Consider the following 13,689-nt stretch of genomic DNA (forward strand, 5'->3'; position numbering starts at 1 on the left):
CTACGATGCGCCCATGACCGCACTGGTCTGGGCGTTGATCGCGGCCGGAACTCTCGTCGTCGGCTTCGCCGTCGGCCTCCGGGCGGGCCGTCGGCGTGTGGCCGCCGCTCCCGTCCGGGTGGAACCGACCCCCGGTCCGCCCATGGCCGATCTCCTGCAGCGTGTCTTCCGCTCCACCGACGAGGGCCTCGCCGTGCTCAACCGCGGCGGCGACGTCGTGCTGCACAACGCCCGCGCCGCCGAGCTCGGCGTCGTCCGGGCCGGGCAGGCCGACGCCCGTGCCGCCGCGGCGTGCCAGAAGGTGCTGCAGACGGGCGCGGCCTCGGCCGTCGACCTCTCGCCGCTCGACCACCGCGGTCGCCAGCCCGCCGCGGTGCTCGCGCACGTCCGGCCGCTGGGCGACGGGTTCACGATGGTGGAGGCCGGCGACACCTCCGACGCCGTGCGCCTGGAGGCCACCCGTCGCGACTTCGTGGCGAACGTCAGCCACGAGCTCAAGACCCCCGTCGGCGCGATGGGCCTGCTCGCGGAGGCCGTGCTCGACGCCGCCGACGATCCAGCCGAGGTCCGCCGCTTCGGCACGAAGATCCTCAACGAGGCCACCCGGCTCGGGAACCTCGTCACCGAGCTGATCGCGCTCTCCCGGCTCACCGGGGCCGAGCGGCTGCCGGAGCTGTCGGTGGTGGACGTCGACGAGGTGGTGCGCGAGGCGCTGGCCCGCGCCCGGCTCTCGGCCGAGGCCGCCAACATCGAGATCATCGTGGACCGGCCCACCGGCCTCGAGGTGGAGGGCGACCTGACCCTGCTGGTCACGGCGCTGTCCAACCTCGTCGAGAACGCCATCGCCTACTCACCTCCCGACGCGTCGGTGTCGGTGTCGCGACGCCTGGTGGGCGGCACCGTGGAGATCGCCGTCACCGACCGGGGCATCGGCATCGCCCCCGAGCACCAGAAGCGCGTCTTCGAGCGGTTCTTCCGCGTCGACCCCGCCCGCTCGCGGGCCACCGGCGGCACCGGCCTGGGCCTGGCGATCGTCAAGCACGTGCTGGCCAACCACGGCGGCGACGTCCGGCTGTGGAGCAGCCCGGGCACCGGCTCGACGTTCACGATGCGGCTGCCGGTCCGCGAGGAGGAGCCCGATCCCGGCGACGGGATCGAGGCGCCGGAGACTTCTGACGCCACCCGGCGTCACGCCGCCACGCGGCATGCCGAACTCGGAGGAGTGACATGACCAGGGTGCTCATCGTGGAGGACGAGGAGTCGTTCGCCGACCCGCTCGCCTTCCTGCTGCGCAAGGAGGGCTTCACCACCGCCGTGGCCGCCACCGGCCAGGACGCGCTGGAGGAGTTCGACCGCAACGGCGCCGACATCGTGCTGCTCGACCTCATGCTCCCCGGCATGAGCGGCACCGACGTCTGCAAGGCCCTGCGCACCCGCTCCGCCGTCCCGGTGATCATGGTGACGGCCCGCGACAGCGAGATCGACAAGGTCGTGGGCCTGGAGCTGGGTGCCGACGACTACGTGACGAAGCCGTACTCGGCCCGGGAGCTCATCGCCCGCGTGCGGGCCGTGCTGCGCCGCGGCGGCGAGACCGGCACCGAGGTGGACGGCCTGCCCGGCGTGCTCGAGGCCGGCCCGGTGCGGATGGACGTGGAGCGGCACGTCGTGAGCGTCAACGGCTCGGACGTGGCCCTGCCGCTCAAGGAGTTCGACCTGCTGGAGTACCTGCTGCGCAACGTGGGCCGCGTGCTCACCCGCGGGCAGCTGATCGACCGGGTGTGGGGCGCCGACTACGTGGGCGACACCAAGACCCTCGACGTGCACGTCAAGCGCCTGCGCAGCAAGGTGGAGGGCGACCCCGGCGCCCCGAAGCACCTGGTGACGGTGCGCGGCCTGGGCTACAAGTTCGAGAGCTGAGCGGCGGTCCCCGGAACGCGCTGATCAAGGCACAGACGTCGCCAGCCGATCTCCGGGGACGACATCAGCGCCTTGATCGGCGCTCGATGGCGGCGGCCACCTGGCCCGTCAGCGCCGCGCTGCGGCCGTAGATGTCCGCGTCCGTTGTGGAGAACATCGCCCAGTCGTCGTCCTGGAGCCAGTTGTGGCGGCGCCGGTCGGACCGGCGCTCGTCTTCGCCCTCGTGGCTCTCCTCCCCGTCGTACTCCAGGCCGACCTTGGCCTTCTCCCACCCGAGATCGAGCCAACGGCGTGGCCGTCCGCGGGCGTCGAGCACCGGGAGCTGCAGCGTCGGTCGTGGGAGGCCGGCGTCGTGGCAGATCAGCCGCATGCGGGACTCCTGCGGGGAGTCGGGCCCGGTGGCCGCCAGCGGGATGAGCTCCCTGGCCTGTCGGACACCCGGGAGGCCGTCGTGCCGTACGAGCTCGCGGGTCAGGGACTCCGGGGTGCAGACGCCGGCGATGAGCGTCGCGTCGAGCACGGGCAGGACGTCGAGGCGGGGCAGGAGCCGGGCGAGGTCGACGGCCGTGCGGTCGGCACAGGTTCGGCACAGGTGAGGAGCGCGCCGCACCACAGCCGGGTCAGGTCGCACGGGGCGAGGGTCTCGCACGCGACGACGATCAGGGCAGCTGTGGGGGCCTTCTCGTGACCTGTGGACAGAGCGATCCCCATGTGGACAACTCGCCGGACGACCCCCGCCGCGCCCATTCGTGGTGATCCGCAGGCGACATCTGCGCCTTGATCAACGCGGGTGGCGCTGACAGGGGAGACACAGGTTGCTGTGGGTAGCTAGCGGTCGCTGGTTGTAGCGGGTTGGGTCACGAAGACGTCACGGCGGGGGCGTAGCCTGACCGCGTGCGCCTGGGTGTGCTCGACGTCGGCTCCAACACCGTCCACCTTCTCGTGGTGGACGCGCAGCGTGGGGGGCACCCCACACCCATGACGTCGGAGAAGGACGAGCTCCGCCTCGCGGAGAACCTCGACGCGTCGGGTGCCATCACCCGGGCCGGGGCCGACGCGCTCGTGCGCACCGTCCTGAAGGCCAACGCGTCGGCCGCCGAGGCCGGGTGCACCGACCTCCTGGCGTTCGCCACCTCGGCGCTGCGCGACGCCAGGAACTCCGCCGAGGTGCTGGCCCGGGTCCGCGACGAGACGGGCGTCGCGCTGCAGGTGCTGCCCGGCGAGGACGAGGCCCGCTACACGTTCCTGGCGGTGCGCCGCTGGTACGGCTGGTCGGCGGGGCGGCTGCTGGTGCTCGACATCGGCGGCGGCTCCCTGGAGCTGGCCGCGGGCCGCGACGAGCATCCCGCGGCCGCCGCGTCGCTGCCGCTGGGGGCGGGCCGCCTCACCCGCGACTGGTTCCGGTCCGACCCCCCGTCGCGCCGGGAGATCGACACGCTCCGCGCCCACCTCGACGAGCAGCTGGAGCCCGCCGCGCGGCGGTTGCGCCGGGTCGGTGCGCCGGAGCTGGCCGTCGGCACGTCCAAGACGTTCCGCTCGCTGGCCCGGCTCACCGGCGCGGCCCCGTCCAGCGCGGGCCCGCGGGCCCGGCGCCGGCTCACCGACGTCGGGCTGCGCCAGCTCGGGGCGTTCATCACGCGGATGTCGGCGGGCGACCTGGCCGAGCTGGAGGGCGTGAGCCCCAGCCGGGCCCACCAGCTGGTGGCCGGGGCCCTGGTGGCGGAGGCGTCGATGCGGGCGCTGCGCGTCACCGAGCTCGAGATCTGCCCGTGGGCCCTGCGCGAGGGCGTCATCCTCCGCAGGCTCGACACGCTCGAGACGTCGAGCAGGACCGACGGCTTGGCACAGACCGACCGCTCGGCGCAGGACGCGCCGGCAGCTCTTGGACGCTTGACGAGCTACGAGGCACGGTGTACCGGATGAGTTCCGAGACCGACCACCCCCGCCAGCGCACCGTCGCCGAGCTGCTCGCGCAGCACGGCGACACCGGTGCGACCGGTCGTCGACGCCGTCGCCGCGAGGCCGACGGTGACGACGACGCCCCCCAGGCTGCGAACGGGGTCGCGGCCGGGCCCGCTGCATGGGCGGCCGCCCCGCCGCCCGCGCCGGACCGCTCGGTGCTCAGGCAACCGGTGCCCCGGGATCAGCCGCCCCGGGAGCAGACGCCGTGGAGCCCGGCCCCGCGCGACTCGTTCCCGCGCGAGAAGCTGCCGCCGCGGCAGGCCGCTCCGCGGTCGTTCGCGCCCGAACCCGCACCGGAGCCGCCTGCGCGCAACGGCACGGCCGCGTCCTCGCCGTCCTCGCCGTCCGCGCCGTCCGCGCCGTCCGCGCCGTCCGCGCCGTCCTCCCCGACGATGGCCGCGCCCGCGGTGCCCCCGGTCACGGGCCGGCGCCGCAAGCCCGAGCCGGAGGCCGCGCCGGTCCGCGAGAACCCCACCGACCACATCCCGCGCTACCGCGAGGACCGCACGGGCGTCATCGATCCTGGCCTGACCGGCCCGATCGACCAGCAGCAGCTTCTGGGCCTGAGCAAGCCGCCGGTGATCGAGGAGCCGGCCGCCGAGCAGCCCGACGACGACGGCGGCCCCGCCACGATGGTCGGTGTGGCCCCGGCCGGCGCCGAGTCGTGGCACCGCGTCCGCACCGGCCGCCCGGCTCCCGACGTCGACGCCGGCCCGCCCACCCAGGCCGCGTCGCCGCTGGACTTCGACGACCGGCCGGCCGGCCTGGACCTCGACGACGACGAGCCGGACGACCTCGACGATCTCGACGACGACCGGTCGGCCCGCCGCAAGGGGTCCGCGGACGCCTCGCCCGGTCAGGCCTGGGCAGCGGTCGTGGCCCAGTGGATCGTCGGGGCCATCGGCGGCGCGGCCCTGTGGGTCGGCTTCCGCTTCCTGTGGCGCGAGCTGCCGGTCGTGGCGCTGGCGGCGGCCGTGCTCGTCACGGTCGGGCTGGTGCTCGTGGTCCGGGCGCTGCTGCGCAACAACGACATGCGCACCACGGTGTTCGCCGTGCTGGTCGGGCTGCTCCTGACCGTGTCACCAGCGATTCTGGTACTACTGGGCAGGTGACGACCCCACCCGTCGCCCTCTCCACGGCATCGGTCTACCCGGAGCCCGTCCGGGCGGCGTTCGAGATCGCCGCCGGCCTGGGCTACGACGGCGTCGAGCTGATGGTCTGGTCCGATCCGATCAGCCAGAACCCGGCCGCGGTCACCCGGCTCGTGCAGGAGTACGGCGTGCCCGTGCTGGCCGTGCACGCCCCCTGCCTGGCCGTCACGCAGCGGGTATGGGGCTCCGACCCGGTCGAGCGCATCCGCCGGTCCGTCGACGCGGCCGAGCAGTTCGGGGCCCGCACCGTCGTGCTGCACCCTCCGTTCCGCTGGCAGCGGCGCTACGCCGCCACGTTCGCCGCCGAGGTGGCGAGGGCCGGTGAGTACGCGGGCGTCGCACTCGCGGTGGAGAACATGTTCCCCGTCACCCGGGGTGGCTTCCGCTCGGTGCCCTACAGCCCGGGGTTCGACCCCACCGAGGTCGGGCACGAGCACTACACGCTCGACCTCTCCCACACCGCCGCCGCCGGGTCCGACGCCATCGCCATGCTCGACCGGATGGGCTCGAACCTCGCCCACATCCACCTCGCCGACGGCAGCGGGGGCCCGCGCGACGAGCACCTCGTGCCGGGACGGGGCACCCAGCCGTGCGCCGAGGTGTGCCAGCGGCTCGCCGACTCCGACTTCGCCGGCGTGGTCGTGCTCGAGATCAGCACCCGGCGCTGCCGCACCCGCTACGAGCGGATGACGCTGCTCGCGGAGTCACTGCTGTTCGCCCGGTTCCACCTGCAGCCCGTGAGCGCACTCTCGTAGATCGCGCCTCCACGTGCGTGGTAGACGTTGACCATGCAGCCCGCCCCCGCCGCCACCCTGTTCCGCGACGCGATCGGGGTCGAGCCGCTCGGGGACGGTCGCTACGGCGCGGAGCTCGGCACGGTGTGGACGGTGGGTCCGAAGGCCCACGGCGGGATACTGCTGGTGCTGCTGGCCCAGGCCGGCATCGCCCGCCTGGGCGCGGACGTGCCCGATCCCGATCCGCTGGCCATCGCCGCCGACTTCCTGAGGGCTCCCGAACCCGGTCCCGTCGAGCTCGCCACCGAGGTCATCAAGCTCGGACGCACGGCGTCGGTCGTGTCCGTGCGCATGACGCAGGGCGGGAAGCCGATGCTCACGGCGTCACTGACGGCCGGCCGGCTGCCCGACGACGAGCCCCGCTGGGCCGACCTGCCCGACATGCCCGCCGACCCGCCCGCCGACACCTTCGACCCGGGCACCCGGCGCGACCCGACCGGGCTGTCGTCGGCATGCGACATGCGGTTCGACACGTCCACCGTGCCGTTCATGCGGGGCGAGCAGGGCCCGCCGCTGATGCGCGGCTGGGCCCGTCCGCGCGACGAGCCGACCGACGTGCTGTTCGCCCTGCTCGCGGGCGACCTGCTGCCGCCCGCGGTGTTCAACGTCGGCGGCCGGTTCGGGTGGGCCCCCACCGTGCAGCTCACGGCGCTGCTGCGGGCGCGTCCGGCACCGGGGTGGCTGCGGCTGGAGTCGCGTGCGGCCACCGTGGCGGGCACGTGGTTCGACGAGGACGTCACGGTGGTGGACTCGGCCGGCCGGCTCGTGTGCCAGGCGAGGCAGCTGGCGCTCAGCCCCCTGGAGCGCAAGTAGGGTTCCGACCATGACACGGATCGCGGTGCTCGGAGCGGGGAAGATCGGGGAGGCGCTGCTGGCGGGCCTGCTGGCCGCCGGGACGGCCCCCGACGAGCTGGCGTTCACCGAGCGCCACCCGCAGCGCGCCGCGGAGCTGGCGGCCCGGCTGAAGGTGGCGGCGCTCGGCGTGGCGGAGGCCGCGGAGCGGTCCGACGTCGTGGTGGTGGCCGTCAAGCCGCAGGACATCGCCCCGGTGCTCGCCGAGCTCGCTCCGGCGCTGCGCCCGGGCACGCTGGTCGTCTCCCTGTGCGCGGGACTCCCGACGGCCCTGTTCGAGGGCGGGCTGCCCGAGGGCACCGCGGTGGTGCGGGTCATGCCCAACACCCCGATGCTGGTCGGCGAGGCCATGAGCGCTGTGTCGGCGGGTACCCACGCCACGGAGGACCATCTGGCCACCGTCGAGACGATGCTGGGCTCGGTCGGCCGCGTGGTGCGGGTGCCGGAGTCGCAGCAGGACGCCGTGACGGCGCTGTCGGGGTCGGGGCCCGCCTACTTCTTCTACCTGGTCGAGGCCATGATCGACGCCGGCATCCTGCTCGGCCTCCCGCGCGCCGTCGCGGCCGACCTCATCGTCCAGTCGGCGTTCGGGGCGGCGCAGATGATGCGCGACTCCGCCGACCACCCGGTGCTTCTCCGCGAGGCCGTCACGTCGCCGGCCGGCACCACCATCGCCGCGATCCGGGAGCTGGAGCGGCACGGCGTGCGGGCGGCGTTGATCGACGCGATCGAGGCGGCACGCGACCGATCGGTGGAGCTGGGTCGCGCGGCGCAGCAGTCATGACCCGATCGGACTACCACACATCACCCTGACGCGGAGCTGTACGACACACGTGTGTGGAGTGCGTGTCGGAGTCGTCACACCCGCACCGCTATCCTCAGCAGGAACACGGAGTCGGCGCGGAGCCGACACCGGTGCCGAGTACCCAGAAAGCGGTGATCGGATGGCGATCGAGCCCCGGGATTCGGATCTCGGCCACATCGGCCAGGTTCAGTTCCTGACCGTGGCCGAGGTCGCGGCGATGATGCGCGTGTCGAAGATGACGGTCTACCGGCTCGTGCACGGCGGTGACCTGCCCGCCGCCCGCGTCGGCCGGTCCTTCAGGGTGCCCAAGGGCGCGGTCGAGGAATACCTCCGCAGCGCCTACTTCGACGCGGGCTGAGCACCTCACACCGTCGCAGGTAGGATGGGCCACCGGTCATCGCCCGGCCCGTGTGCGCCCTGCGCCGCGTCCGGTCGGGCCTCTCCGTAGCACCCGCGATCGCACCGGTCGCGTCACGATCAGGAAGGTCCACGTATGGGCTCCGTCATCAAGAAGCGCCGCAAGCGGATGTCGAAGAAGAAGCACCGCAAGCTGCTTCGCAAGACCCGCGTGCAGCGTCGCAAGCTCGGCAAGTGACGGCAGCGGCCGGCCGGGGTCCTCCGAGAGGATCCCGGCCGGCCGCTTCTGTTTCCGGTGCGTCCGCTCACGACCCGACCCGCTGACCTCGTCCGGGGTCTAGCATCGGTCACCCGCCGCATCCACCCGCACACTCCGCAGGGGCCCCGCCGTGACGCCGTCCGTCGTTCTCGTCACCGGTGTCAGCCGTTTCCTGGGCGGTCACCTCGCCGCCCGGCTCGCGGCCAACCCGGACATCGACCGCGTGCTCGGGGTCGACACCGTCCCCCCACCCCGTGACCTGCTGCGCCGCATGGGCCGCGCCGAGTTCGTGCGCGCCGACATCCGCAACCCGCTCATCGCCAAGGTCATCTCCCACGCATCGGTCGACACCGTGGTGCACGCGTCGCTGTCGGCCAACCCGGGCTCCTCGGGCGGGCGCACGGCGATGAAGGAGATGAACGTCATCGGCACGATGCAGCTGCTCGCGGCGTGCCAGAAGGCCGACACGGTGAAGCGCGTGGTGCTCAAGTCCACCAGCGCCGTCTACGGGTCGAGCCCGCGTGACCCCGCCCTGTTCGACGAGACGATGGTGCCCAAGGACCTGCCGTCGGGCGGCTACGCCAAGGACGCCGTGGAGATCGAGGGCTACCTGCGCGGGTTCGCGCGCCGCCGGCCCGACGTCGCCGTCACGGTGCTGCGCTTCGCCAACTTCATCGGCCCGCGCATCGACACGGTGTTCACCCGGTACTTCGCGCTGCCCGTGGTCCCCACCGTGCTCGGCTACGACGCCCGCGTGCAGCTGCTGCACGAGGAGGACGCGCTCGCGGTGCTGGAGCGCGCCGCCAGCCACGAGATCCCGGGCACGTTCAACGTGGCCGCCGACGGCGTGCTCCTGCTCTCGCAGGCGATCCGGCGGGCCGGACGCGTCGCCGTCCCGCTGCCGAGCGCCGCCGTGGGCCCGGTCAGCCGGATCTTCCGCAGCGCCCGGCTGGTGGACTTCTCGCCGGAGCAGATGCGCCTGCTCAACTTCGGCCGTGTCGTCGACAACACGCGGCTGCGCACCCAGTTCGGGTTCACCCCGCGCTGGACCACCATGCAGGCGTTCGACGACTACGTCCGTGGCCGGGCCCTGCGGCCGGTGGTCTCGGCCGAGCAGATCGAGTCCGTGGAGCGCGGCGTGCTCTCGCTCGCCCGGACCCTGCGATGACCGCCCGCAACACCCAGGCCAGAAGGGGGGCACCCGTGTCCGAAGCCCGCGTCATCCCGTTGCACCCCGATGCGTCGGGCGGCCGCACCCGCTGGCGTCTCGGGAAGCCCGGCGTCGCGCCGGTCCAGCCTCCGGCCCCGGAACCGGAGCCCGAGCCCGTGGCCGCCGAGCCCGACCCGGCCGCCTGGGAGGGGGCGCTCGAGGCCGCGCTGACCTTCGCGCGCCGCCGTTTCGAGGGCGACTACGCCGTGGACGAGTTCGGCTTCGACGCCGACCTCACCGACAACCTGCTGCTCCCGGCCCTGCGCCCGCTCTACCAGAAGTGGTTCCGCGTGGAGACGATCGGCATGCACCACGTGCCCGACGTCGGCGGTGCGCTGGTGGTGGCCAACCACTCCGGCACCCTGCCGCTCGACGGGCTGATGACGGCCGTGGCGCTGCACGACGACCACCCCGCCCAGCGCCACCTGCGCACGCTCGGCGCCGACCTGCTGTTCAAGCTCCCCGGCTTCGGCGCACTGGCCCGCAAGCAGGGCAGCACGCTGGCCTGCAACCCCGACGCCGAACGGCTGATGCGCTCCGGCGAGCTGGTCGGCGTGTGGCCGGAGGGCTTCAAGGGCATCGGCAAGCCGTTCCGCGACCGCTACAAGCTGCAGCGCTTCGGCCGGGGCGGCTTCGTCTCCGCCGCGCTGCGCACCGGGGTGCCGATCATCCCGTGCTCCATCGTGGGGGCCGAGGAGATCTACCCCAAGATCGGCGAGATCAAGGCGCTGGCCCGGCTGTTCGGCGCCCCGTACTTCCCGATCACCCCGCTGTTCCCGCACCTCGGCCCGCTCGGGCTCGTCCCGCTGCCGAGCAAGTGGTACATCGAGTTCGGCGAGCCGATCCGCACCGACGCCCTCGACCCCGCCGACGCCGAGGACCCGATGACGGTCTTCAACCTCACCGACCAGGTCCGGGAGACCATCCAGCACACCCTGTACCGGCTGCTGAGCCAGCGCCGCAACGCGTTCCTGGGCTGACCCCTGGGAATCATCGCCGCCGGGCCGCCAGGCCCGCCGCCACCGCGCCGGCCAGGGCTCCCGCGCCCAGGACCGAGGGGACGCCGATGCGAGCCGCCCTGCGGCCCGTGCGGAAGTCACGGATCTGCCAGCCGCGGTCCTTGGCGACGTCGCGCAGTTCGGAGTCGGGGTTGACCGCCACCGCCGTGCCGACGGCCGAGAGCATCGGCACGTCGTTGACGGAGTCGGAGTAGGCGGTGCAGCGGCGCAGGTCGAGGCCCTCGGCCACGGCCAGGGCGCGCACGGCGTGGGCCTTCGCCGGGCCGTGCAGGATCTCTCCCACCAGACGCCCCGTGTAGTGCCCGTCGACGTTCTCCGCGACGGTGCCCAGTGCGCCGGTGAGCCCGAGGCGCCGCGCGATGATCAGGGCCAGCTCGACGGGGGTGGCGGTGACCAGCCAGACGCGCTGGCCGGCGTCGAGGTGCATCTGGGCCAGCGCGCGGGTGCCCGCCCAGATGCGGTCGGCCATCAGCTCGTCGTAGATCTCCTCGCCGAGCTCGGTGATCTCGGCGACCGGACGCCCGGCGACGAACGACAGCGCGGTGTCGCGCCCGGTGGTGGTGGAGTAGGTGGTCTCGCGGCCACCGATCCGGAACTTCAGCTGCTGCCAGGCGAACCCGGCGAGGTCGGCGGTGGTGAAGAACTTGCGGGCGGCGAGCCCGCGGGCGAAGTGGAAGATCGATGCGCCGATCATCATCGTGTTGTCGACGTCGAAGAACGCCGCGGCCGTGAGATCGGTCTGGGGGACGTCGGCCGGGCCGCTGTCACCCGCGGCCACGGCCGCGGCCGCTGAGGCCTCGCCCGCCACCACCGCAGGGTCCCGTTCCCGGACATCGGCCTCGGCGCCGTCGCCCGAACGCGTGTCTGCATCAACCACGCGCCCAGCCTACTGGCGTGACGACCCCGGAGAACCAACGAGGCCGCCGCGGAATCCTCCGCGGCGGCCTCGTCGTGAACCGTGAACGTCGAGCGTCGAGATCAGCCGATCGTGACGCCGGGCATGCCGGGCAGCAGCGGCGGCAGGTTGATCGGCGGGAGCAGCGGTAGCGGCACCGGGACCGAGATGTTGCCGCCCGACGGAGCCGTGGTGGGGGCGCTGGACGGCGCGTCGGTGGACGTGCCGGGAGCGTCGGCGCCGTCGGTGGACGGGACGAGGCCCTGGGCCGGGGCCCCGGTCCGGGGCGCGGTGCTCGGCGCGCCCGGGCCGGTGCCGGCGCCGGGGGCCGACGGGTCGTCGGTGGTCGACTCCCCGGATCCCGTGGTCCCCCCGGTCCCCTCCGAGCCGGCCGTCCGCGGCGAGCAGGTGCCCGTGGCCGGCAGCGGACCGAGGTCGTCGACCGTGCCGGAGGTGACCCGGGCGCAGTTCGAGCGGTCGCTCAGCGCCTGGGTGCGGCCCAGGAGCCGGTCCAGGAGGCTGATGGAGTCGTCCGCACCGGGAACCGTGCTGGTGGGCAGCGCCGAGCGCAGGACCGACAGCTTGGCGGCCTGCTCCCCGGCCCACGCCCGCAGGTCGCCGAGGGCGGCGGACCCGCCGGCGTCCTCGGAGTCCATGAGGGCGCGGGACCCGTCTCCGGTGGAGGAGTCGAAGTCCTGGATCGCCGACTGCACGAGCTGGGGATCGGCCGCGATCCCGGCCGGGTTGGTCGTGACGAGCTTCTCGACCTCGTCGAGGCGCGTCGTGGCGAGCTCGAGCTGGCGGTGGGCCTTGGCGGACTTGTCGAACGTCATCGCGAGCCCGGCCGACTCGGCCACCCGCTTGACGGGGTAGAGGGCGTCGCCGGGCAGCGCGTCACGGCTGGCGAAGATGCTGCCGCCGGCCGCGGCGACCACCGCGACCAGAGCCGCCGCACCGAGCACGAGGGCACGCCGGCTCAGACCGCGGGCCGTCGAGCGCGCCCTGCCGCGGGGGCGGCCCTCCGGGCGGCTCGACATGCTCCGGGGCAGCGTGTGACGACCGGGGCGGCGACCGGCCCGGACCAGCGGCACCAGGTCCTCGTCGGGCTCGTCGGCGACGGAGGGCTCGACGGCGGGTGCGACCGCGGTGACGGCAGGCATGACCGTGGTCACCGCGTCGTCCGGCGCGGCGGCCTCGGGCTGCGCCAGCATCGCCATGAGGCGGGCGCGGGCGCGCGCCTTCTCGTCGGGGCGGGGCGCGTACGCCCCGCCCGCGGACCGCAGCATGGCCGCGATCTCCAGATCACGCGCCAGTCCGGGGTCGGCGACGGAACCGGGGGTTCGCCCCTGCTCGATCGCCGCTGCGAACTGCTCTGCTTCCCAACCGGGATCAACAGGGCCCTGTTCGGCGGGCATGTTGGCCGTCCTCACTGCACACCTGCGCTGTACGAGCTGCGGTGCTGGCGCACCACAGGCTCCCGACGTTCACCCACACAACGATCGGCAGCGGAGCAGGTTACGGGTGTGCGACCGTTCACCGCATCGAGTCGTTCATTCGCCGCACCCGTAACGTTCCGGGGGTGGGCTCCGATAAGGCGGAAACTCATCGCAGCCCCTCCGGTAACAGCTGGGCGAGCCGACGGACCGCACGGTGCTGCAGGGCCTTGACGGCCCCCTCGTTGCGATCCATGATGACCGCCGTTTCGGCCACCGACAGCCCCTGCAGGAACCGCAGCTTGATGCATTCCTGCTGGTCGGGGTTCAGTTTGCCGATGCACTTGAGGAGCTCGTTGTTGGTGGCCCCGTCGAGCACCTGCTGCTCCGGGCCGCTGGTGCTCGGTGAGAGTTCGACGATCTCGGCAGTGGTCTGCTCGAGCCGGTAGCGGCTCGACTTCACGTGGTCGAAGATCAGGTTGCGCGCGATGGTGACGAACCACGCACCGATGTCACGGCCCTGGTAGCTCACCGAGGTGATGCGGCGCAGCGCGCGGACGAACGTCTCCTGGGTGATGTCCTCGGCGAGGGTGCGGTCACCCATCCGGAACAGCACGAACCGGAACACGACGTCGTAGTAGCGGTCGAACAGCTCGCCGAAGGCGGCCATGTCGCCGGCCTGTGCGGCCTTGACGAGCGCCCAGGCGCCGTTGGCGTCCTCGGGCTCGGCGGGCGGGGCGGCGTCCGGGTCCGGGGCGGCCTCGTCGGCGCCGTGCGGTCGCTGCCGGGGGAGCGGCGGGCCCGTCACCGGGGCGTTCCGGGTGGGACCCGGGGGCGCCCCGACCGGGGGAGCGGTCGTCGGGGACATCGATACCTCCCCACCCGTGGGGAGACGGGTGGCTTCGGTGTGGAGTAGCCGGGGCGGTCGCATTCGGGGGTCAGACCTCGCACCCGTGTCGGACAGGACGCCGCGGACGGATCCGCGATGTGCTGATCACAACAGGCTGCATGCCACTCCCTTGGGTGAGTCTCGCG

Annotated in this window: 15 protein-coding genes; 11 read left to right on the forward strand and 4 right to left on the reverse strand. The window is 73.5% G+C overall.

Annotation, left to right across the window (positions count from 1 at the left end; all coding sequences use genetic code 11):
- Window positions 1-13 precede the first annotated feature (13 nt).
- Entirely contained in the window at window positions 14-1,231 is a 1,218-nt protein-coding gene (locus BGP03_RS35325; RefSeq protein WP_296373130.1) for an ATP-binding protein, read from the forward strand.
- Window positions 1,228-1,917 carry a response regulator transcription factor gene (locus tag BGP03_RS35330; RefSeq protein ID WP_296373132.1) on the forward strand — a complete coding sequence of 230 codons (690 nt, stop codon included), beginning with the start codon at window positions 1,228-1,230 and terminating at the stop codon, window positions 1,915-1,917. The genes BGP03_RS35325 and BGP03_RS35330 overlap by 4 nt, the downstream gene beginning before the upstream one ends.
- 64 nt (window positions 1,918-1,981) lie before the next feature.
- Here BGP03_RS35330 and BGP03_RS35335 read toward each other — a convergent pair whose 3' ends face one another.
- A complete protein-coding gene (locus tag BGP03_RS35335) occupies window positions 1,982-2,548 on the reverse strand; it encodes a hypothetical protein (RefSeq protein WP_298801014.1) in 567 nt (188 codons plus the stop codon).
- Window positions 2,549-2,811: 263 nt separating this feature from the next.
- Here BGP03_RS35335 and BGP03_RS35340 point away from each other — a divergent pair, with 263 nt between their 5' ends.
- The 9 genes from BGP03_RS35340 (at window position 2,812) to BGP03_RS35380 (ending at window position 10,287) form a co-directional block, all read left to right on the forward strand.
- Window positions 2,812-3,840, forward strand: a complete 1,029-nt coding sequence (locus BGP03_RS35340) for a Ppx/GppA phosphatase family protein (RefSeq protein WP_298801013.1) — start codon at window positions 2,812-2,814, stop codon at window positions 3,838-3,840.
- On the forward strand, window positions 3,837-4,991 hold the full coding sequence (locus BGP03_RS35345; protein ID WP_298801012.1) for a hypothetical protein: 1,155 nt from the start codon (window positions 3,837-3,839) through the stop codon (window positions 4,989-4,991). The genes BGP03_RS35340 and BGP03_RS35345 overlap by 4 nt, the downstream gene beginning before the upstream one ends.
- Window positions 4,988-5,785: a sugar phosphate isomerase/epimerase gene (locus BGP03_RS35350; RefSeq protein WP_296373140.1), complete on the forward strand. Its 798-nt coding sequence runs from the start codon at window positions 4,988-4,990 to the stop codon at window positions 5,783-5,785. The genes BGP03_RS35345 and BGP03_RS35350 overlap by 4 nt, the downstream gene beginning before the upstream one ends.
- A 33-nt stretch (window positions 5,786-5,818) precedes the next feature.
- Window positions 5,819-6,637, forward strand: coding sequence for a thioesterase family protein (locus tag BGP03_RS35355; RefSeq protein ID WP_296373142.1), 819 nt, complete (start codon window positions 5,819-5,821; stop codon window positions 6,635-6,637).
- A gap of 10 nt (window positions 6,638-6,647) precedes the next feature.
- Window positions 6,648-7,460 carry a pyrroline-5-carboxylate reductase gene (gene proC / locus BGP03_RS35360; RefSeq protein ID WP_296373143.1) on the forward strand — a complete coding sequence of 271 codons (813 nt, stop codon included), beginning with the start codon at window positions 6,648-6,650 and terminating at the stop codon, window positions 7,458-7,460.
- A gap of 160 nt (window positions 7,461-7,620) precedes the next feature.
- Window positions 7,621-7,839: a helix-turn-helix domain-containing protein gene (locus BGP03_RS35365; RefSeq protein ID WP_296373145.1), complete on the forward strand. Its 219-nt coding sequence runs from the start codon at window positions 7,621-7,623 to the stop codon at window positions 7,837-7,839.
- A gap of 135 nt (window positions 7,840-7,974) precedes the next feature.
- Window positions 7,975-8,076, forward strand: a complete 102-nt coding sequence (locus BGP03_RS35370; protein WP_010241351.1) for an AURKAIP1/COX24 domain-containing protein — start codon at window positions 7,975-7,977, stop codon at window positions 8,074-8,076.
- 151 nt (window positions 8,077-8,227) lie between these two features.
- A complete protein-coding gene (locus tag BGP03_RS35375; protein ID WP_296373147.1) occupies window positions 8,228-9,265 on the forward strand; it encodes an NAD-dependent epimerase/dehydratase family protein in 1,038 nt (345 codons plus the stop codon).
- Window positions 9,266-9,300: 35 nt separating this feature from the next.
- Window positions 9,301-10,287: a lysophospholipid acyltransferase family protein gene (locus BGP03_RS35380; protein WP_298801010.1), complete on the forward strand. Its 987-nt coding sequence runs from the start codon at window positions 9,301-9,303 to the stop codon at window positions 10,285-10,287.
- Window positions 10,288-10,297: 10 nt separating this feature from the next.
- Here BGP03_RS35380 and BGP03_RS35385 read toward each other — a convergent pair whose 3' ends face one another.
- The 3 genes from BGP03_RS35385 to BGP03_RS35395 form a co-directional block, all read right to left on the reverse strand.
- The gene (locus BGP03_RS35385) at window positions 10,298-11,203 is read right to left on the reverse strand and encodes an HAD-IB family hydrolase (protein WP_298801009.1); all 906 of its coding nucleotides are present in this window, start codon (window positions 11,201-11,203) and stop codon (window positions 10,298-10,300) included.
- 101 nt (window positions 11,204-11,304) lie between these two features.
- Window positions 11,305-12,636, reverse strand: coding sequence for a DUF5667 domain-containing protein (locus BGP03_RS35390; protein WP_296373152.1), 1,332 nt, complete (start codon window positions 12,634-12,636; stop codon window positions 11,305-11,307).
- A 187-nt stretch (window positions 12,637-12,823) separates the two neighbouring features.
- Entirely contained in the window at window positions 12,824-13,522 is a 699-nt protein-coding gene (locus BGP03_RS35395) for a sigma-70 family RNA polymerase sigma factor (RefSeq protein ID WP_296373154.1), read from the reverse strand.
- Window positions 13,523-13,689: the final 167 nt, after the last annotated feature.

The sequence above is a fragment of the Pseudonocardia sp. 73-21 genome (genome assembly GCF_001899645.1).
Lineage (GTDB): Bacteria > Actinomycetota > Actinomycetes > Mycobacteriales > Pseudonocardiaceae > Pseudonocardia.

Excerpts from the sequence above, each read along its gene's own strand:
- BGP03_RS35325 (WP_296373130.1), top strand. The coding sequence starts at position 14 with ATGACCGCACTGGTCTGGGCGTTGATCGCGGCCGGAACTCTCGTCGTC.
- BGP03_RS35330 (WP_296373132.1), top strand. The coding sequence starts at position 1,228 with ATGACCAGGGTGCTCATCGTGGAGGACGAGGAGTCGTTCGCCGACCCG.
- BGP03_RS35345 (WP_298801012.1), top strand. The coding sequence starts at position 3,837 with ATGAGTTCCGAGACCGACCACCCCCGCCAGCGCACCGTCGCCGAGCTG.
- BGP03_RS35355 (WP_296373142.1), top strand. The coding sequence starts at position 5,819 with ATGCAGCCCGCCCCCGCCGCCACCCTGTTCCGCGACGCGATCGGGGTC.
- proC (WP_296373143.1), top strand. The coding sequence starts at position 6,648 with ATGACACGGATCGCGGTGCTCGGAGCGGGGAAGATCGGGGAGGCGCTG.
- BGP03_RS35365 (WP_296373145.1), top strand. The coding sequence starts at position 7,621 with ATGGCGATCGAGCCCCGGGATTCGGATCTCGGCCACATCGGCCAGGTT.
- BGP03_RS35370 (WP_010241351.1), top strand. The coding sequence starts at position 7,975 with ATGGGCTCCGTCATCAAGAAGCGCCGCAAGCGGATGTCGAAGAAGAAG.
- BGP03_RS35390 (WP_296373152.1), bottom strand. The coding sequence starts at position 12,636 with ATGCCCGCCGAACAGGGCCCTGTTGATCCCGGTTGGGAAGCAGAGCAG.
- BGP03_RS35395 (WP_296373154.1), bottom strand. The coding sequence starts at position 13,522 with ATGTCCCCGACGACCGCTCCCCCGGTCGGGGCGCCCCCGGGTCCCACC.